Origin of the sequence: Streptomyces sp. NPDC048192 (assembly GCF_043202415.1) — a bacterium.
GTDB lineage: Bacteria > Actinomycetota > Actinomycetes > Streptomycetales > Streptomycetaceae > Streptomyces.
Window position 1 is genome coordinate 1 of sequence record NZ_JBIDAL010000007.1, and the last position, 18,278, is coordinate 18,278.

Annotated in this window: 19 protein-coding genes; 9 read left to right on the forward strand and 10 right to left on the reverse strand. The window is 72.9% G+C overall.

The genetic code is table 11. The annotated features are described in order from the left end of the window. Together ACGFZN_RS15720 and ACGFZN_RS15725 are read right to left on the reverse strand one after the other, a co-directional pair. A partial coding sequence (locus tag ACGFZN_RS15720; protein ID WP_393859011.1) for a maltotransferase domain-containing protein occupies positions 1 to 574 on the reverse strand: 574 nt, incomplete at its 3' end. Positions 575 to 682: 108 nt separating this feature from the next. After that, positions 683 to 982, reverse strand: coding sequence for a DUF5133 domain-containing protein (locus tag ACGFZN_RS15725; RefSeq protein ID WP_330341786.1), 300 nt, complete (start codon positions 980 to 982; stop codon positions 683 to 685). Positions 983 to 1,310: 328 nt separating this feature from the next. Here ACGFZN_RS15725 and ACGFZN_RS15730 point away from each other — a divergent pair, with 328 nt between their 5' ends. Next, positions 1,311 to 1,865, forward strand: a complete 555-nt coding sequence (locus tag ACGFZN_RS15730; RefSeq protein WP_393859012.1) for a pep a2 — start codon at positions 1,311 to 1,313, stop codon at positions 1,863 to 1,865. Further along, on the forward strand, positions 1,862 to 4,006 hold the full coding sequence (glgX, locus tag ACGFZN_RS15735; protein WP_393859013.1) for a glycogen debranching protein GlgX: 2,145 nt from the start codon (positions 1,862 to 1,864) through the stop codon (positions 4,004 to 4,006). The genes ACGFZN_RS15730 and glgX overlap by 4 nt, the downstream gene beginning before the upstream one ends. A 34-nt stretch (positions 4,007 to 4,040) precedes the next feature. Here the strand turns inward: glgX and ACGFZN_RS15740 are convergent, their stop codons facing one another. Next, positions 4,041 to 4,850: a VOC family protein gene (locus ACGFZN_RS15740; protein ID WP_393859014.1), complete on the reverse strand. Its 810-nt coding sequence runs from the start codon at positions 4,848 to 4,850 to the stop codon at positions 4,041 to 4,043. Between the two features lie 129 nt (positions 4,851 to 4,979). Between ACGFZN_RS15740 and ACGFZN_RS15745 the strand changes: the two genes are divergently transcribed. Further along, the gene (locus ACGFZN_RS15745; protein WP_393859015.1) at positions 4,980 to 5,294 is read left to right on the forward strand and encodes an ANTAR domain-containing protein; all 315 of its coding nucleotides are present in this window, start codon (positions 4,980 to 4,982) and stop codon (positions 5,292 to 5,294) included. Positions 5,295 to 5,345: 51 nt separating this feature from the next. On the opposite strand, the gene ACGFZN_RS15750 is transcribed toward ACGFZN_RS15745, so the two are convergent. Further along, positions 5,346 to 6,137 (reverse strand): RNA polymerase sigma factor SigF, encoded by a 792-nt coding sequence (locus ACGFZN_RS15750; RefSeq protein ID WP_393859016.1) that lies wholly within the window; start codon positions 6,135 to 6,137, stop codon positions 5,346 to 5,348. Between the two features lie 252 nt (positions 6,138 to 6,389). On the opposite strand from ACGFZN_RS15750, the gene ACGFZN_RS15755 reads away from it, so the two are divergent. From ACGFZN_RS15755 to ACGFZN_RS15770, 4 genes are all read left to right on the forward strand, one after another. Beyond that, complete coding sequence (locus ACGFZN_RS15755; protein WP_393859017.1) at positions 6,390 to 6,842, forward strand: MarR family winged helix-turn-helix transcriptional regulator; 453 nt, start codon at positions 6,390 to 6,392, stop codon at positions 6,840 to 6,842. 59 nt (positions 6,843 to 6,901) lie between these two features. Then, positions 6,902 to 7,870 (forward strand): ABC transporter ATP-binding protein, encoded by a 969-nt coding sequence (locus tag ACGFZN_RS15760; RefSeq protein WP_393859018.1) that lies wholly within the window; start codon positions 6,902 to 6,904, stop codon positions 7,868 to 7,870. Next, positions 7,830 to 8,690 (forward strand): ABC transporter permease, encoded by an 861-nt coding sequence (locus ACGFZN_RS15765; protein ID WP_393859019.1) that lies wholly within the window; start codon positions 7,830 to 7,832, stop codon positions 8,688 to 8,690. Before ACGFZN_RS15760 ends, ACGFZN_RS15765 begins: the two co-directional genes overlap by 41 nt. A 190-nt stretch (positions 8,691 to 8,880) precedes the next feature. Further along, positions 8,881 to 9,411, forward strand: coding sequence for a hypothetical protein (locus ACGFZN_RS15770; RefSeq protein WP_393859020.1), 531 nt, complete (start codon positions 8,881 to 8,883; stop codon positions 9,409 to 9,411). A 93-nt stretch (positions 9,412 to 9,504) separates the two neighbouring features. Here the strand turns inward: ACGFZN_RS15770 and hemC are convergent, their stop codons facing one another. The 3 genes from hemC to ACGFZN_RS15785 form a co-directional block, all read right to left on the reverse strand. After that, positions 9,505 to 10,446 carry a hydroxymethylbilane synthase gene (gene hemC, locus ACGFZN_RS15775; protein ID WP_393859021.1) on the reverse strand — a complete coding sequence of 314 codons (942 nt, stop codon included), beginning with the start codon at positions 10,444 to 10,446 and terminating at the stop codon, positions 9,505 to 9,507. Between the two features lie 18 nt (positions 10,447 to 10,464). Next, positions 10,465 to 11,445 carry an ATP-dependent DNA ligase gene (locus tag ACGFZN_RS15780; protein WP_393859435.1) on the reverse strand — a complete coding sequence of 327 codons (981 nt, stop codon included), beginning with the start codon at positions 11,443 to 11,445 and terminating at the stop codon, positions 10,465 to 10,467. Between the two features lie 158 nt (positions 11,446 to 11,603). Next, entirely contained in the window at positions 11,604 to 13,076 is a 1,473-nt protein-coding gene (locus ACGFZN_RS15785) for an MFS transporter (protein WP_393859022.1), read from the reverse strand. A gap of 242 nt (positions 13,077 to 13,318) precedes the next feature. Between ACGFZN_RS15785 and ACGFZN_RS15790 the strand changes: the two genes are divergently transcribed. Next, entirely contained in the window at positions 13,319 to 14,008 is a 690-nt protein-coding gene (locus tag ACGFZN_RS15790; RefSeq protein ID WP_393859023.1) for a TetR/AcrR family transcriptional regulator, read from the forward strand. Between the two features lie 64 nt (positions 14,009 to 14,072). Here ACGFZN_RS15790 and glpK read toward each other — a convergent pair whose 3' ends face one another. Both glpK and ACGFZN_RS15800 read right to left on the reverse strand, forming a co-directional pair. Next, positions 14,073 to 15,587 (reverse strand): glycerol kinase GlpK, encoded by a 1,515-nt coding sequence (glpK, locus tag ACGFZN_RS15795; RefSeq protein WP_393859024.1) that lies wholly within the window; start codon positions 15,585 to 15,587, stop codon positions 14,073 to 14,075. Between the two features lie 44 nt (positions 15,588 to 15,631). Further along, positions 15,632 to 16,399 carry an IclR family transcriptional regulator gene (locus tag ACGFZN_RS15800; RefSeq protein ID WP_393859025.1) on the reverse strand — a complete coding sequence of 256 codons (768 nt, stop codon included), beginning with the start codon at positions 16,397 to 16,399 and terminating at the stop codon, positions 15,632 to 15,634. A gap of 176 nt (positions 16,400 to 16,575) precedes the next feature. On the opposite strand from ACGFZN_RS15800, the gene ACGFZN_RS15805 reads away from it, so the two are divergent. Then, complete coding sequence (locus tag ACGFZN_RS15805) at positions 16,576 to 17,004, forward strand: ATP-binding protein (RefSeq protein WP_393859026.1); 429 nt, start codon at positions 16,576 to 16,578, stop codon at positions 17,002 to 17,004. Here ACGFZN_RS15805 and ACGFZN_RS15810 read toward each other — a convergent pair. Then, positions 16,964 to 18,202, reverse strand: a complete 1,239-nt coding sequence (locus tag ACGFZN_RS15810; protein ID WP_393859027.1) for a PP2C family protein-serine/threonine phosphatase — start codon at positions 18,200 to 18,202, stop codon at positions 16,964 to 16,966. The two genes, ACGFZN_RS15805 and ACGFZN_RS15810, sit on opposite strands and share 41 nt — an antisense overlap. Positions 18,203 to 18,278: the final 76 nt, after the last annotated feature.

Genomic DNA, 18,278 nt, shown 5'->3' on the forward strand with positions numbered 1-18,278 from the left:
GCAGCGGCATCGGATCGGAAGCGGTCACCAGCTCCCGCAGCGGATGACGGGCCAGCACGTCCGTCACCTCCGGCGCCAGCGCCGCCGCGAGCCGCTCGTGCACCGGCAGGGAGTCGTCCCCGAGGGCCCGCGCGGCGGCGAGGACAACGTTTCTCTCCGGGCCCTTCGGCACTCCGGCGGCGGCGCGCTCGTACAGCTCGGCCCCCTCCTCCAGCACCAGCCCGACGTCGATTCCGGCCGGCACCTTGACCGAGGCGGTGTGCCGCCAGGTGGCCAGCGGATGACTCCACGCCTCCACGCGGAAGGTCCAACGGCCCGTGGCGTCCGGGGTGATCTCCGCGCCCCACAGGTCGCTGCCGGGCGACAGTTCGCGCATCGGCGTCCACGGGCCACGGCGGCCCTTGGGATCGCGCAGGACCACGTTGGCGCCCACGGCATCGTGCCCTTCACGGAACACGGTGGCCGTGACCTGGAAGGTCTCGCCGGCCACCGCCTTCGCCGGGCGCCTGCCGCACTCCACGGCCGGCCGGACGTCGCGTACCGGTACACGGCCGATGGCCGGGGTCCTGCGCATGTATCTCACCTCCGCCGTGCGCGGAGCCGGGCACCCGGCCCGGCTCCGCGATCCGAGAGGGACCGACGTGCGCCGGTCCCCGGGGGAACGCCTTGTTACGGTGCCAGGTCAGGGGCTTGGCGCCGTGGAACGCCGCTCCGGTGGCGGCGCTCTTCTGGCCGATCGGCGCGGCCGCGGCCGTCCGTCCTGCTCGCGCAGGTAGGTGACCAGACTGGTGCGCAGATAGCGCTCCGCCGCGTCCGCGGCCTCGCGGGCACAGCGTTTGCCCATCAGTACGCACAGCGTGTAGCCCGAGTCCTCGAAGGTGGCCCGGACCGTGCGGTCGTGGGGCGAGGCGAGCATCACGCGCTCCCACGCCCGGTAACGCCGCAACGCCCGGGCCACTTCGGCCTTGGCGGGTAGCAGCATTGCCCTCTTCACCTTCCACGCTCTCGACTGGGCGCGTTCCCGACTGTCGGGTGGCGTCCGCGCACGGAAGCGCGCGGCACCGTTACGGCGATCGAGGCTTTCACTTATGGTGCACGGACGACGACGCAGCGTCTTGTTGGATCTTCAACGAGGGGTGTGTGTCGGGCCCTCGTGTTGCACGAATGGCGTAGCGCCCTCACCGTGGAGGTGACTCAGAAGCGATCAGCGCTCACGCTGTGTGTCCGGGTATCCGTCCCGGACGGGCATCCGGGAACTCTCCCGGACGGGCGAGGGGAGCGAGAGCTTCGCCGGTGAGGAGCAAGCGACAATGAAGACCGCAGTGCCCTGCTACTACCACCTCGACGTGGAAGTCAGCCCGGAACGGGTGGGACAGGTCAGCCGCATCCTGGCCGCCCACCTCCGCTACTGGGATCTCGAGAACCTGACGGATCCCGTCTGCCGCGGCGCCGAAATGCTGCTGCGGGCGATCGACGAACACGCGAAGGACAAGCACACCTCCATCGAGATGTGGTGGAACGGCCAGCACCTCATCACCGCCTTCGGTGGAGACGACCCGGATCTGCGCCCCGACCAGGACCTGCGCTCCTGCCTGGCGGACATCGCCGCCATGAGCGACGGCTGGGGCTGCTGCGCCTCGGACACCGGCAGCAAGATCATCTGGTTCTCGCAGCGCGCCCGGGCCGGCCAGCGCGTCCCGCTGGTGCCGACCGCCCCCGCGCCCACGCTGCGGACGGGCCTTCAGGTGCCCCGCGAGGAGCGGGTGGCCGTACTGGCCGCGCCGGCCGCGGCCATGGACGACGCGCTCGCCGCGCCGGCCGCCGCGTCCGCCGTACCGGCCGACGCCCTGGAGGGCAGCCGGTGACCGCCCGCAGGCGACGGAAAGGGCTGCCCGTGTGGAGCGGGCAGCCCTACCCGTTGGGCGCCGCGTTCGACGGCCAGGGCACCAACTTCGCCCTGTTCAGCGAGGTGGCCGAGCGGGTCGACCTGATCCTCGTCGACGACGCCGGCGCCGAGACCCCGATCCGGCTGCACGAGGTCGACGGATTCGTCTGGCACGCCTATCTGCCGGGCATCGCACCGGGCCAGCGCTACGGCTACCGGGTGCACGGCCCCTGGCAGCCCTCCCTCGGCCACCGGTGCAATCCGAAGAAGCTGCTGCTCGACCCGTACGCCCGCGCGGTGGACGGCCAGATCGACAACCACCCCTCGCTGTACGAGCGGAACCCGGACGGCCCCGCCCCCGACGACAGCGCCGGGCACTCGATGCTGGGCGTGGTCACCGATCCGTACTTCGACTGGGGCGACGACCGCCCGCCCCGGACGCCGTACGCGGACTCGGTGATCTACGAGGCCCATGTGCGCGGCCTGACCCGCACCCATCCCGAGGTCCCCGAGCGGCTGCGCGGCACCTACGCCGGCCTCGCCCACCCGGCCGTCCTCGAGCACCTGACCTCGCTCGGGGTGACCGCGGTGGAGCTGATGCCGGTGCACCAGTTCGTGCACGACGGCGTGCTCCAGGACCGGGGCCTGTCCAACTACTGGGGCTACAACACCATCGGCTTCTTCGCCCCGCACAACGCCTACGCCGCCTTCGGCAGCCGGGGCCAGCAGGTCAACGAGTTCAAGGCCATGGTGAAGGCGCTGCACGCGGCCGGCCTCGAAGTGATCCTCGACGTGGTGTACAACCACACCGCCGAGGGCAATGAGATGGGCCCCACCCTGTCCTTCCGGGGCATCGACAACGCCTCCTACTACCGCCTGGTCGACGGCGACTGGGCGCACTACTACGACACCACCGGCACCGGGAACAGTCTGCTGATGCGGCACCCCTACGTGCTGCAGCTGATCATGGACTCGCTGCGGTACTGGGTCACCGAGATGCACGTCGACGGCTTCCGCTTCGACCTCGCGGCCACCCTGGCACGGCAGTTCCACGAGGTGGACCGGCTGTCGGCGTTCTTCGACCTGATCCAGCAGGACCCGGTGATCAGCCGCGTCAAGCTCATCGCCGAGCCCTGGGACGTCGGCGAGGGCGGCTACCAGGTCGGGAACTTCCCGCCGCTGTGGTCGGAGTGGAACGGCAAGTACCGGGACGCCGTACGGGACTTCTGGCGGGCGGAGCCCGGTTCGCTCGGCGAGTTCGCCTCCCGGCTGACCGGCTCCTCCGACCTGTACCAGCACAGCAGGCGCCGACCGCGCGCGAGCGTCAACTTCGTCACCGCGCACGACGGTTTCACGCTGCGCGACCTGGTGTCGTACAACGACAAGCACAACGAGGCCAACGGCGAGGACAACCGGGACGGCGAGAGCCACAATCGGTCCTGGAACTGCGGGGCGGAAGGCCCCGTCAAGGACCCGGCCGTCCGCGAACTGCGCGCCCGCCAGCAGCGCAACCTGCTGGCCACGCTGCTGCTGTCGCAGGGCATCCCGATGCTCTGCCACGGCGACGAACTCGGCCGCACGCAGCAGGGCAACAACAACGCCTACTGCCAGGACAACGAGATCTCCTGGGTCGACTGGGAGCTGACCGACGAGCAGCGCCGCCTCGCGGAGTTCACCCGGCATCTGATCGCCTTGCGCGCCGCGCACCCCGTGCTGCGGCGCCGCCGCTTCTTCCGCGGCGAGACCGCGACCAACGACCGTCAGCCGCTGCCCGACCTGATGTGGCTCAGGCCGGACGCCCGCGAGATGACGGACCGTGACTGGCAGCGCGGCGACGCGCACTCGGTCGGGGTGTTCCTCAACGGTGACGCCATCGCCGAACGCGACGCCTACGGCCGCCGGATGGCCGACGACTCCTTCCTGCTGCTGGTCAACGGCTACTGGGAGCCGGTCGACTTCCGGCTGCCCGACGACACCTTCGGCGAGTGCTGGACGACCCTGGTGGACACCGCCGACCCGGACGGCGTCCCCGACGAACGCGAACGCAAGGCCGGCACCCGGCTCCGTGTGGAGGCCCGCAGCCTGGTCCTGCTGTCGAGACCGTCGCGGGCGGACGGCTGAGCGCCGGCGCCCGCCCGCCACGGCGGGCGGGCGCTCAGCGGGCCCGGCGTGACGTCACCGTGAACTGGGCGCCGTCCGGGTCCCGCAGGATCGCCTCGTCCTCGCTCTCGCGGAGCACGCTGCCGCCGTGCTTCTCCGCCGCGCGGGCGCAGCCCGTGACGTCCGCGACGGCGAAGTGGATCTGCCAGTGCGGCCGTACCGAGGGGTCCGGGGCCGCCTCCACCGCGCCGGAGTCGATGCGCGCCACGACGTCGCCCTGGCTGCGCAGCACCACCTCGCCGCCCTCGTACTCCACCTCGCAGCAGCCCGGCAGCCCGCTCGCCCAGCCGAGGATCTCGCCGTAGAAGATCGCCGAGTCGAAGGCGTTGCGGGTGTGCAGCCGGATGAACGTCGGCGCCGCCCGCCGCCACGTCTCCCAGTTGGCGACCAGTTCCCCCTGCCAGATGCCGAACGTCGCCCCGTCGCGGTCGGCGAGCAGCGCGGCCCGGCCCGGTGGGAAGGACAGCGGCCCGACGGCCGCCGTGCCGCCCCGCTCGCGGGCCCGGGACACCGCCACGTCGGCGTCCGGGACGGCGAAGTACGGCGTCCAGGCCACCGCCATCTGCCACATCGCGGCAACGGCGGCGATCCCGGCCACCGGCACCCCGTCCGCCAGCGCGATGCGGAAGTGCTCGCCGAGCTTGACGCCGCGCCAGCGCCAGCCGAGGACGGCCGAGTAGAACTCCTGGGTGGCCTCCAGGTCACGGCTGGTCAGACTCACCCAGCACGGCGCGCCGAAGACGGAGCGGGTGGAGACGACGTCTCGTGTCCGCGGGTCACCACCGGCGGGGGCGTTGTGGTTCATGTGCGTCGCGTCCTGATCTCGGAGCCGGGCGGCCACCGGCTGAGCACCCGGTGTCCGGCCGTGGGTGGGTCGGGCGCATGCCGAGTACCCCGGGTGGCATCGGTGCAGGCCACCGAGGACCATGGGGGCATGGGAGCGAGCGAGTCCGACCGGCTGTCGGAGCTGCAGGCGGAGGTCGACCAGTTGAAGGAGGCCGTGACCTCCCACGCGGTCGTCGACCAGGCCATCGGGATGGTGGTGGCCTGGGGCAGAGTGACCCCGGACCAGGGCTGGGAGGTGCTCAAGGAGGTCTCCCAGCACACCAACATCAAGCTCCGCAACGTCGCGGAGCTGATTCTGGTCTGGGCGCGCCGCGGCGACATCCCGCCCGAGATCCGCGCCGAGCTGGAGGACGCGCTGGACCGCTACGGCCCCACCGAGGTGCCCGGCGCCGTCGAGGAGTGAGCGGCCGGGCCGTGCCGGTGCCGGTGCCGGGCGCGTGCGGGGTACGGCTGCTCAGCGGGCCTCCGCCAGCAGCTCCTCGCGCAGCCGGTCGAAGCAGCCGCTGAGCAGGCGGGAGACGTGCATCTGCGAGATGCCGAGCTGCTGGGCGATCCGGCTCTGCGTCATCCCGCGGAAGAACCGCAGGTAGAGAATGATCCGCTCGCGCTCGGGCAGGGCCTCCAGGCACGGCTTGACGGCGTTGCGGTCGATGACGAGGTCGTAACCGGGGTCGGGTCCGCCGAGGGAGTCCCCGAGGGCGTAGCCGTCGGTGCCGGCCACCTCGGCGTCCAGGGACAGCGCGGAGAAGCACTCCAGCGCCTCCATGCCCGTGCGCACCTCGTCCTCGGTGAGCCGTGTGTACGCGGCGATCTCCGCCACGGACGGCGGGCGTCCGGAGGTGCTCTGGGCGAGTTCCTTCACGGCGGAGCGGACCCGGTTGCGCAGGTCCTGCACCCGGCGCGGGACGTGCAGCGTCCACATGTGGTCGCGGAAGTGGCGCTTGATCTCACCGGTGATCGTCGGCACGGCGTACGCCTCGAAGGCGCGGCCGCGGGACGGGTCGTAGTGGTCGACGGCCTTCACCAGCCCCAGCGCGGCCACCTGGTACAGGTCCTCCAGGGCTTCCCCGCGGCCGCGGAACCGCACGGCGATCCGCTCGGCCATGGGGAGCCACACCCGGACCAGTTCGTCGCGCAGCGCCCGCCGCTCCGATCCGTCGGGCAGCGTCGCGAGCCGCTCGAAGGACTCGGCCGTGTCGGGGGCGTCGTCGTGGGGGTGGGAGGTCGTGCTACCGGTGACACTCATGGTGCGCACCTCTCTCGGCAGGTGCTGGATGTACAGACACCGTGGGAGGCGCGCTCGGACCGTGGACAGGGGAACGGGGCGGCCGGCATCGCCGGCTCCCACGGAGATGCCTCCGGTCCGAAGCACTGTATGTCCTTTTCCCGCTCTCGGACATCACCAAACAAATCGTCGTAAACAGGACGTTTGTCGGGGTCCCGGTTCTTGGTCTTCCCTTGGCCGAAGTATCTCTGTAACAGAGGTAATCTTCTCGGTGTGTCCGAGACCTTCTCCGAGGAACTGGCAGACGCGCTGGTGCGCATCCAGCGGCTGATCCGGCGACGGCTGCGCGGCGGCATGAGCGGGCCCCGGCTGCGCGGCGCCGAGGTGGAGCTGCTGCGGCTGGTCGAGTCCCGGCCGGGCATCGGCGTCTCGGACGCGGCGCGGGCTCTGCACCTGGCGAGCAACTCCGTGTCCACCCTGGTCAACCAGCTCGTCCGGGGCGGTTATCTGCTCCGCGAGACCGATCCCGCCGACCGGCGCGCGGCACGGCTGCGGCTGACCGGTGCCGCCGAGAAGCGGCTCGGCGACTGGCAGCGGCGCCGGGCCGAACTGATCGGCCGGCACGTGTCCCGCCTCGACGACGCCGACCGTGAGGCCCTGCGCGCGGCCCTCCCGGCGCTGCGGAGGCTGGCCGCCGGTCTGCACGAGGAGACTGAGGATCCATGACGGAGGCCGACGATCACCGCACAGGGCCCAGCAGCACTCATGACGGTCCAGGAGCAGCCATGACGAGCGACACCAGCAGCACGTGCGAGGGCAGGTCCGGCGCCACCGGAACCCCGAGGACGCCAGGCGCGGCCGACGCCCAGGACACGTCCGGGCCGACCGCCGAGGCCCCCGGAATCACCCGAACGGCCGACACGCCCGCAGCCGGTGTCGGCGCCGTCAGCTGTACGCGGCTCGTCTACGCCTTCGGTGACACCCGGGCCGTCGACGGGCTGGACCTGGTGGTGCGGGAGGGTGAGGTGTTCGGGCTGCTCGGGCCGAACGGCGCGGGCAAGACGACCGCGATCCGGTGCATCACCACGCTGCTGCCGGTGCCGGCCGGCATGGTCGGCGTGTTCGGGCACGACGCGGCCAAGGAGCGGATGGCGGTGCGCCGGCTGCTCGGCTACGTCCCGCAGCAGCTGTCGGCCGACAGCGGGCTCACCGGACGGGAGAACGTCGCCCTGTTCGCCCGCGTCTTCGACGTGCCCCGCAAGGAGCGCGCCGCGCGGGTCGGCCAGGCGCTGGCCGCCGTCGGGCTCGCCGACGCCGCCGACCGGCTCGCCAGCACCTACTCCGGCGGCATGATCCGCCGGCTGGAACTCGCCCAGGCCCTGGTCAGCGCGCCCCGGCTGCTGATCCTGGACGAGCCCACCATCGGCCTGGACCCGATCGCCCGCACCGGCGTGTGGGAGCACATCAACGCCGTCCGCGCGGCCACCGGCATGACCGTCCTCGTCACCACCCACTACATGGACGAGGCCGACCAGTACTGCGACCGCGTCGGCCTGATGCACCGCGGCCGCATCCGTGCCCTCGGCACCCCGGCCGAACTGCGCCATGGCCTCGCCGAACGCCAGGGCACCGACACCCTGCCCACGCTGGAGGACGTCTTCCGGGACGTCGCCGGCAGCGGCCTCGACGACCACTCCGGAGGAGGTTTCCGCGATGTCCGCAGCACCCGCCGCACCGCGCGCCGCGTCGGCTGACCCCGCCCCAGGCGGCGACACCGCCCTGCTGCTCACCCCGCCCGTGCCGCGCGCCGGCTGGCGGCTGCTGCCCGCCCGTGTCGTCGCCCTGTGCGCCGTCGAGCTGCAAAAGCTCCGCCACGACCGCACCGAGCTGTACACCCGCGCGGTCCAGCCCGCCCTCTGGCTGCTGATCTTCGGTCAGACCTTCACCAGGATCCGGGCGATCCCCACCGGCGGTGTGCCGTACATCGACTTCATGGCGCCGGGCATCATCGCCCAGTCGGCGATGTTCATCGCGATCTTCTACGGCATCCAGATCATCTGGGAGCGCGACGCGGGCATCCTCAACAAGCTCCTCGTCACCCCGACCCCCCGCTCGGCGCTGATCACCGGCAAGGCGTTCGCGGCCGGCGTGAAGTCGCTGGTGCAGGCGATCGTCGTGATCGTCATCGCCGCCGTGCTGGGCGTCGCCCTGACCTGGAACCCGCTGAAGCTGCTCGGCGTGGCCCTCGCGGTGGCCCTCGCCTCCGTCTTCTTCTCCTGTCTGTCGATGACCATCGCCGGCATCGTCCTCAGCCGCGACCGGCTGATGGGCTTCGGACAGGCGATCACCATGCCGCTGTTCTTCGGCTCCAACGCCCTCTACCCCGTCTCGGTGATGCCGGGCTGGCTCCAGGCCGTCAGCAAGGTCAACCCGCTGAGCTATCAGGTCGACGCCCTGCGCGGTCTGCTGCTCGGCACGCATGCGCATCTCGGCGCCGACTTCGCGGTGCTGGTGGTGGCCGCCGCGCTCGGCATCACCGCGGCCTCCTCGCTGCTCGGCCGGCTCGCCCGGTGATCTTGGCGCGGACGTGATGTGCGGCACGCACCCGCACCCCGCCCTCGGGTGCCGCGCACGCATCCTTCCTGCGCAGCGCTTGATCAGCGATCAAAGCGGGCGAACCCCCTGGCCACAGTGCATTCCGCTCATTTGACAGTGCGCTGAGCACACAGATAGACAGCAGCTCTCGAAGGTCGAGAGGGGCACTGTGTACGAGCCGAACGTGGTCGGGGACTGGCACGAGTACGACGAGCACGCCGGTCTGCGGGTCCGCGTCCACCGCCTGGAGGCCGCGGAGCCGCCACGCGGACGCGACGACGCCGCCGCCGGGCTGACGTACTTCAGTGTCCGGGTGACGGTCGAGAACCGCGGCGCACGGCCCCTGGGAGTCCACCTGGAGGACGGTCAGATCGACGTCCGGGTCGGCCCCGACGGCGAGGGCGCGTTCATCGACTGGCGCAACTCCCAGTTCATCGAGGGCTTCGACGTCTACCCGCTGCGCCGGGCCACCGCCGTGGTCTACGCCGCCGCCCCCGAGGCCGCCCTGAGCCACGTGGACGTGCAGGTGCAGCTGCGGGTCGAGGAGGAGTGGGCCGACCGCCGGCTGTGGACGGGGGGGATCGGCGTGCTGGAGACCAGCGCGGCGACGGCCTGCGCCGCCGGCCAGGGCGGACTCGCCCACCAGGTCAGCGCCTTCCTGCAGGACCTGAGGGACCAGACGGAACCCGGCACCGCCTGACCGGGGCCGGTCCCCTTCGGGCCCGGGGACGGGGCCGTCGTACGGCCCGTCCCGCAGCGGCCGGATCGCGCAGAGCCCGTCCGGGCGGTGCGGTCAGTGGGGGATGCCGTCGATGATCTCCCGCGCGCCCTGCCGCAGCAGCGCGACCGCGACCGAGGTGCCCAGCGTGGCCGGGTCGAGCCGGCCCGCCCACTCGTGGGCGTTCAGCCGGGTCTTGCCGTCCGGGGTGAACACACAGGCGCGCAGGGACAGTTCCCCGCTGCGGTCCACGCGCGCGTACCCGGCGATCGGGCTGTTGCAGTGGCCCTGCAGCACATGCAGGAACATCCGCTCGGCCGTCGCCTCCCGATGGGTGTCCGGGTCGCCGAGCCCGCTGACCGCGTCGATCACCGCGGTGTCGTCCTCGCGGCACTGCAGAGCGAGGATGCCCGCGCCGATCGGCGGCATCATCTCCTCCGGCGACAGCACCTGGCTGATCACGTCCGTGCGGCCGATCCGCTCCAGACCGGACACCGCCAGCAGCAGCGCGTCGGCGTCCCCGGCGGCCAGCTTCTCCAGCCGGCGGTTGGCGTTGCCGCGGAACGGCACGCACTCCAGGTGCGGATGCGTGGCCGCCAGCTGCGCGATCCGGCGCACCGCGGAGGTCCCGATCCGGGTGCCGGCCGGCAGCTCGTCCAGGGTGAGCCCGTCCGGGTGGACCAGCGCGTCCCGGACGTCGTCCCGCTTGAGGAAGGCGGCGAACACCGTCCCGGCGGGCAGCGGCCGGTCCGCGGGCACGTCCTTGACGCAGTGCACGGCGAGATCGGCCTCACCGGCCAGCAGGGCCGCGTCGACCTCCTTGGTGAACGCCCCCTTGCCCTCGACCTGGGACAGATCGCCGAGCCACTTGTCGCCGGTGGTCTTCACCGGCACCACCTCGGTGCGCACACCCGGGTGCAGCACGGCCAACTCGGCGCGCACCCGCTCCACTTGGGCCAGCGCCATGGGGGAGTCACGGGAGACGACACGGATCAGTTCGGGAACCGGCATGCGCACACGATAGACCCCGCGGGCTCAGCCGGCGTCCCCGGGCAGGTCCGCCGCCGACTCCTCCGGCGGCAGATCGGGGCGCAGCCGCAGCCACGACGGCTGGCGCAGCATCCCCGACCGGGTACGGGTGCTGTAGCTGACCTCGCCGACCAGCACGGGCCGCACCCAGCGCGCGTCCGGGACGCGCGGCGCCGGCTCGAACGGGCACCGCCGGCTCGCCGTCTCGGCGAGCAACCGGGCCAGTTCGGCGCGCTCCGCCTCGCTCCAGCCGGTGCCCACCCCGCCGACGTACCGCAGCCGGCCGGCCGCGTCGCGCTGTCCCACCAGCACGGCGCCGGGCAGCCCGCTCAGCCGCCCCTTGCCGGGCAGCCAGCCGCCGACGATCACGTCCTCGGCCCGCATGTTCCGGATCTTGATCCAGGCGCGGGAGCGGACCCCGGGCTCGTACACCGAGTCCAGCCGCTTGCACACCAGGCCCTCCAGGCCGTGCTCCCGGGTCGCCGCGAGCGCCTCGGCGCCGTGCCCGGTGACCGCGCCCGGCGTCGACCAGTACGGCCCCGACAGGCCCAGCCCGGTCAGCCGGGCGCGCCGCTGTGCGTACGGCAGCCGCAGCAGGGGCTCCTCCAGGTACGGCACGTCGAACAGCACCAGGTGCACCGGCACCTGGGCGGCCCGGCGCGCCGCCCGCGCGGGCGCGTGGGCGAGGCCCATCCGGCTCTGCAGCAGCTGGAAGTCGGCCCGCCCGTGCTCGTCCAGGGCCAGCACCTCGCCGTCCAGCACGGCGGGCGTGCCGCCCAGCGCCGCGCCGACCGGCCGCAGCTCGGGATAGGCCGCGGTGATGTCCTCGCCCGAGCGGGCGCGCAGCAGCAGGCTGCCGTCACCCGGCAGATAGACCATCACCCGCTGCCCGTCCTGCTTGGTCTCGTACGCCCACCGCGCGTCCTGGGCGGCGGGCGGCAGCGTGCCGGGGGTGGCGAGCATCGGCGCGATCAGCGGCAGGGTCACGGCGGTCACGGCTGAACATCTCGACCACTCCCGGCGCCCTCACGCGCCTTCGCCGCCGGGTTCCCCTGAACGGATCCCGCGGCACCGGGCCGATCCTGTCCGGGGACCGTGACCGGGGCGTGGCCGCACGGGCGCACTTGTGCGGCCACGCCCCCGCGTCAGCCGACCGTCTCCGCCGAGGGCTCCTTCGGTGCCGGAGCCCGGTCCTGGGCGGCCGGGCGGGGCCGGGGGAGGAACGAGGCGAGGACGAAGGCCAGGACTGCCGCGCCCGCGCCGACCGCCATGACGGCCTTGAAGCCGTTCTCGGACGGCAGCGCGTGGCCGCCGAGGCTGATCGTCATCTGCGCCAGGATCACCCCGGCGACCGCGCTGGCCACCGAGGTGCCGATGGACCGCATCAGCGTGTTGAGGCTGTTGGCGGCGGCCGTCTCCGACGGCGGGACCGCGCCCATGATCAGGGCCGGCATGGCGCCGTAGGCGAAACCGACACCCGCGCCGATGACGCAGGACACCAGGACCAGCTGCCAGACCTCGCTCATCAGCACGATGTTCAGGCCGTAGCCCGCGGCGACGATCAACGCCCCCGCCATCAGCGTGATCTTCGGCCCCCGCGCCTTCGTGATCATTGCGGAGACGGGCGCCATGGCCATCATCACCAGGCCCTGCGGTGCCATGACCAGGCCCACGGTCAGCATGGACCGGCCCAGGCCGTAACCGGTCTGCGTGGGCAGCTGGAGCAGCTGCGGCAGGACCAGGGACATGGCGAACATCGAGAAGCCGAACGCGATGGACGCCAGATTGGTGAAGAGCACCTGGCGGCGGGCCGTGGTGCGCAGGTCGACCAGCGGGGCGGACGTGCGCAGTTCGAAGAGACCCCAGGCAGCCAGGACCAGCACCGCGAGCGCGAACAGGCCGAGGGTGGTGCCGCTGCCCCAGCCCCAGTCGGCGCCCTTGGAGACGGCGAGCAGCAGCGAGACAAGCCCGACGGCCATGCCGAGCGCACCCACCAGGTCGAACCGGCCGCCGGTCCGCACACCCGACTCCGGCACCAGGCTCAGGACCAGGACGAAGGCGACGACGCCCAGCGAGGCGGACGTCCAGAACAGCACGTGCCAGTCGAAGTGGTCCGCGATGAACGCGGCGGCGGGCAGCCCGAGCGCGCCGCCGACCCCGAGCGAGGCGCTCATCAGCGCGGTCGAGCCGGCCAGCTTCTCCGGCGGCAGCTCGTCCCGCATGATGCTGATGCCGAGCGGCACCACGGCCGCGGCGAGCCCCTGGAGCGCACGGCCGGCGATCATCGGCACCAGCGCGTCGCTGAGCGCGCACACCACCGAACCGGCCACCAGCAGCACCAGGCTGGCCAGCAGCAGACGCCGCTTGCCGAACATGTCGCCGAGCCGGCCCGCCACCGGAGTGGCCACGGCGGCGGCCAGCAGGGTCGCCGTCACCGCCCAGGCGGCGTCGGAAGCCGAGGCGTGCAGATAGACGGGCAGCTCCGGAACGATCGGGATCACCAGGGTCTGCATCAGCGACACGGTGATACCGGCCAGGGCCAGCACTGCCACCACGGCACCGGGCCGCGGCGGCAGGACTGCGCCGGCCTCGGCGGGCCGGTCGGGGGCATCGGTCATGGGAGAGACCTTCCGGGAGGAGCGGGAAACGGGCATCGGCCGAGAAGGGGCCAGCTTTTAAGTCAAGTGCTTGACTTACTGTAGCGGTCCGGAGAAGCGGCACACGCGGGGCCCGTACGAGGTGGGGGCCGGCGCGCGCCGTAGGCTTCTCCGGCTGGACCTCGCCGCCCGGTCGAGGGCCCGGGGCGGCGCGCGGGACCGGCCGTTCCGGGGCGGTGCACGGTCCCGGAACGGTGGTGAGCATGGCGCGCAGGACGGCGCGGGCCGAGCAGGTGAGTGCTACGCGGGAGGCCATTCTGACCGCGGCGGAACGGCTGTTCGCCGAGCACGGCGTGTACGCCGTCTCCAACCGCCAGGTCAGCGAGGCCGCGGGCCAGGGCAACAACGCGGCGGTCGGCTACCACTTCGGCACGAAGGCCGATCTGGTCCGCGCGGTGGCCCGCCGGCACACCGAGCGCCTCGAGGTGCTCAGAGAGCGGGCCCTCACCGCGGCGGGCGACTCCACCGATGTACGCGACTGGGTGGACTGCCTGGTACGGCCCATGACCGAGCACCTCGCCGGGCTCGGCAGCCCCACCTGGTACGCCCGGTTCTGCGCCCAGGTCATGACCGACCCGGCGCTGCACCAGATCATGGTCGAGGAGTCCATGACCTCGCCGGCGCTGCGGCAGGCCGTCGAGGGGCTGAACCGCACCCTCCCGGAGCTGCCGTCCGAGGTCCGCGCCGAACGCGGCCAGATGGTCCGCCTGCTGATCCTGCACACCTGCGCAGAACGCGAGCGCGCTCTCGCCGAGGGCGCCCCCACCCCGCGCGCCACCTGGGCGGACGCGGCCGCGGGGCTCGCGGACGCCATCCTGGGCCTGTGGCTGGCCCCGGTCGGCCGGGCCGGGCGGCGGACCTCACCCCGGCCTTCTCCGCCGTCCCCGGCGTGACCGCGGGCCGCAGGCCGTGCTCCGCGCCTCGCCGAGCCCCGCGGCGCCTGCCGGCGGGCCGGCGTCAGCCCGGCCGCGGGGGCCGGACCCAGCCCAGGGAGCGTTCGACGGCCCGCTGCCAGTTGTCGTACTCCGACTCCCGCAGCCCGGGGTCCATGTCCGGCAGCCACTGGGCAGCCCGGTGCCAGTTGTGGCGCAGCACCTCCAGATCGGGCCAGTAGCCGGCGGCGAGCCCCGCCGCGTAGGCGGCCCCCAGGGACACCGTCTCGGCCACCATGGGCCGTACCACCGGCACGTCCAGCACATCGGCGACGAACTGCATGAGCAGGTTGTCCGCGGTCATGCCCCCGTCCACCTTGAGCTGCTTGAGGGAGACCGAGGAGTCGGCGTTCATGGCGTCGACGACCTCCCGGGTCTGCCAGCCGGTGGCCTCCAGCACGGCCCGCGCCAGGTGCCCCTTGGTGATGTACGAGGTGAGGCCGACGATGACCCCGCGCGCGTCACTGCGCCAGCGGGGTGCGAACAGGCCCGAGAACGCGGGCACGATGTAGCAGCCGCCGTTGTCCTCGACCGTCCGCGCCAGCGTCTCGATCTCCGGGGCGCTGCCGATCAGCCCGAGCCGGTCGCGGAACCACTGCACAAGCGCGCCGGTGACGGCGATCGACCCTTCCAGCGCGTAGGCCGGCCGCTGGTCCCCGATCTTGTACGCCACGGTGGTGAGCAGCCCGTGCCGGGAGCGCACGAGTTCACTGCCGGTGTTGAGCAGCAGGAAGCTGCCCGTGCCGTAGGTGCACTTGGCCTCGCCCGGGGAGAAGCAGGTCTGGCCGAACAGGGCGGCCTGCTGGTCGCCGAGGGCGGCCGTGATCGCGACCCCGGGCAGCAGGGCGCGGGCCTCGGCGTACGGCTGCGCGGAGGGGCGGATCCCGGGCAGCATGGCGCGCGGCACGCCGAAGAAGGCCAGCAGCTCGTCGTCCCAGGTCAGCGTGCGGATGTTCATCAGCATCGTGCGGCTGGCGTTGGTGGGGTCGGTGATGTGCAGGCCGCCCGCGGCGCCGCCGGTCAGATTCCAGATCAGCCAGCTCTCCATCGTCCCGAACAGCACATCGCCGTCCTCGGCGCGCTGCTGGACGCCCTTGACGTGGTCGAACAGCCAGCGAAGCCGCAGCGCGGAGAAGTACGTCGAGGGCGGCAGCGCGCACCGCTGCTGGAAGAACTCCTCCCCGGGGTGCTCTCGGAGGGCGTCCACCAGCGGCGCCGTGCGGGTGTCCTGCCAGACGATCGCCCGGCCCAGCGGGGCGCCGGTGCGCCGGTCCCAGAGCACCGTCGTCTCCCGCTGGTTGGCCAGCCCGATGGCGCTGACCTGCCCGGCGTCGACACCGGCGCAGGCCAGGGCCTCGGGGACGACGTGCCGCAGGTTCTGCCAGATCTCCATGGCGTCGTGCTCCACCCAGCCGGGCCGGGGGAAGTGCTGCCGGTGTTCCTTCTGCGCGACCGAGACCAGCCGCCCGCGGTGGTCGAACAGGATGCATCGGGTGGAGTTGGTGCCCTGATCGATGGACATTACGTACCGTTCAGCCATGATCGGGTCTGCCTTCCGACGGGTAGAGGGGCGGCTGTCCTGGCCTACCAGCGGGCGGCTCCCAGGTCCCGGGAGATCGCGCGCGCGGCTTCCCGGAGCAGCGTGATCAGACTCGGGCGCGGCCGGCCCTGGCCGTCGCAGATCCGCTCGACCGGCCCGGACAGCCCGATGGCGCCGACGACGAGCCCGCCGTGCCCGCGGATCGGTGCGGCGATCCCCGCCTCGCCCATGCTCATCTCCTGGACCTCGGCGGCCCAGCCGAGGTCCCTGACCTCCGCCAGCGCCCGGGCGAGCCGCTCGGGATCGACCAGGGTGTGCCGGGTGTACGCCTCCAGGCCCCGCCCGGGCGCCTCCTCGATGCTCGCGGTGCCGAACGCCAGCAGCACCTTGCCGAGCGAGGAGGCGTGCAGCGGCAGCAGCGTGCCCACGTCCAGGGTCTGGAAGGTGTCGTCCGGCCGGAACACGTGGTGGACGACGAGGACACTGCCCTCCAGGGGAGTGCCCAGCCGTACCGCCTCCCCGCTGCGGGCGGCCAGGGCGTCGGCCCAGTTCAGGGAGCGCGAACGCAGCTCGTTGACGTCGAGATAACTGGTGCCGAGATGCAGCAGGGCCGCGCCGAGCTGGTACTTCCCGGTCGCCGCGTCCTGCTCCACGAAGTCCACGTGCTGGAGCGTGCGCAGAATGCCGTGGGCGGTGCCCTTCGCCAGCCCGAGCGAGGCCGCCACCTCGCCGAGACCGAGCCGGCGGGGCCCGCCGGCGAGCAGCCGCAGGATCGCCGCAGCCCGTTCGATCGACTGGACCGGTCCGGCCATGAAGCGAGCCTATTACCCGCACGGGTGGCTTGCCCGTGGGGGAGGAGCAGCGGGCGTTCGGTAATGCCGACCGCCGTTCATTGACCGGTCCGATTTGTCTCCATAGCGTGCTGGGGAGCCCGGAAAGGACCGGAAATGTCGTGCCGGACCGGCCGGAGAGACCCTCGGGAGAGAACATGGCGGCACAGCTCAAGACGCTGGTTCAGGCGGCGTACGAACACGTGTGCCCGGTGCCGCCCGTCACCGCGGCGGTGTCGGCCGTACGCCGTCGCGCCGAGGTGGTCCTCGACGGCTGGCGGGTGTGTCCGCTCCTCGCCGACGACGCGCTGCTGGTGGTGTCGGAACTCGTCACCAACACGATCCTGCACGCCCGGCCCCCGGCCGTGCTGCGGCTGTCCTGGGTGCGGGGCGAGCGCGGCGGGACACTGCGGATCGAGGTCGCCGACGCGGGCCCCGCCCTCACGGCGCCCCTCGTCGGCGCCGACCCCGACGAGCACGGCAGGGGCGAGGCGATCGTCCACGCCCTGGCGACGCGCCACGGCATACGCACCCACCTCGACGGCGTCACCCGGTGGGCGGAACTGGACGTGCGTCAGACGTACTGACCCGGGTGGCATAGGGCCGCAGCGCCGTTTCGTACGACGCGGGCGCGCGGTCCGGCTCCTCCGCGGCGGTCTTCCGGAGCAGCAGCAGGGCGGCGTCGTCGTGCAGCCGGCCGCCCACATGGTCCAGCAGCTCGTCGTGCAGCGCGGTGAGCGTGCGCGCCGGGTCCTCGCACACATGGCGGGCCACGCCGTCCGCCAGCGGATAGAAGGCACGCGTGTGGTCGCGGGCCTCCGTGACCCCGTCGGTGTAGCACAGCAGCTGGTCGCCCACCGCGAAGGGCAGACGCTGCAGGCGGGGGGCCTCGCCCGAGAGGGCGCGCAGGCCGAGCGGCGCGGCGGGGCGGTCGGACTCCACCGCCCGGACCCGGCCGGAGGCGGAGATCACCAGCGGCGGGGCGTGTCCGCAGTTGACGATCTCCAGGTGGCCCGACCGGGTGTGTCCCGCGACCACGGCGGTGACGAAGTCGTCGGCGCCCAGGTTGCGCGCCAGGCTCCGCTCGATCCGCGTGACGACGTCGAGCAGGTCGGGTTCGTCATGGGCGGCCTCCCGGAAGACTCCGAGCACGAGGGCGGCGGTGCCCACGGCGGGCAGCCCCTTGCCCCGCACGTCGCCCACGATCAGCCGGATGCCGTAGGGCGTGGGCACCAGGGCGTACAGATCCCCGCCGATCCTCGCCTCCGCCGCCGCGGCGCTGTAGCGGACGGCCACCTGGAACGGGCCCACGGTCTCCGGGACGGGCTGGAGCAGGGCGTGCTGGGCGGCCTCGGCGACCGAGCGGACGGCGGCGAGCACCCGCTCCCGGCGGGCGCGCAGCGCGCTGGCCAGGCCGCTCGCCGTGGTGACGGCCAGCAGGACGGACACCACCGCCGCGGGCTCGCGCACCGGAGCCGCGTGCAGCACGGCCAGCGCCACGCCCACCGCACCGGCGAGCAGGCCGACGCAGAGCACACCGCGCGGCCCGTTGGTGGAGGCCGCGAGCGCGGGGCCGGCCGCCAGCAGCGGCAGCCAGGGCATCCCCACCCCGGACGTGACGTCCACGAGGGCGATGACGGCGACGACCAGCACCGGCAGCATGTGCAGGCCCGAGGCCACGTGCCCGTCGGCACACCGGCCAAGTGCTCTCCGGGCGGCGGCCGCACCCTTCCCGGGCAGCCGCCTCGCCGCGTCATGGTCGCCATGGTGTGGGGCCTGGAGCATGTCTCGTCCGCAGTCCTCTCCCGTAGGTGGGTCTCGCCCGGAATGTCGGTTACGTCCAGGAAAAGCGCTGGGTGAG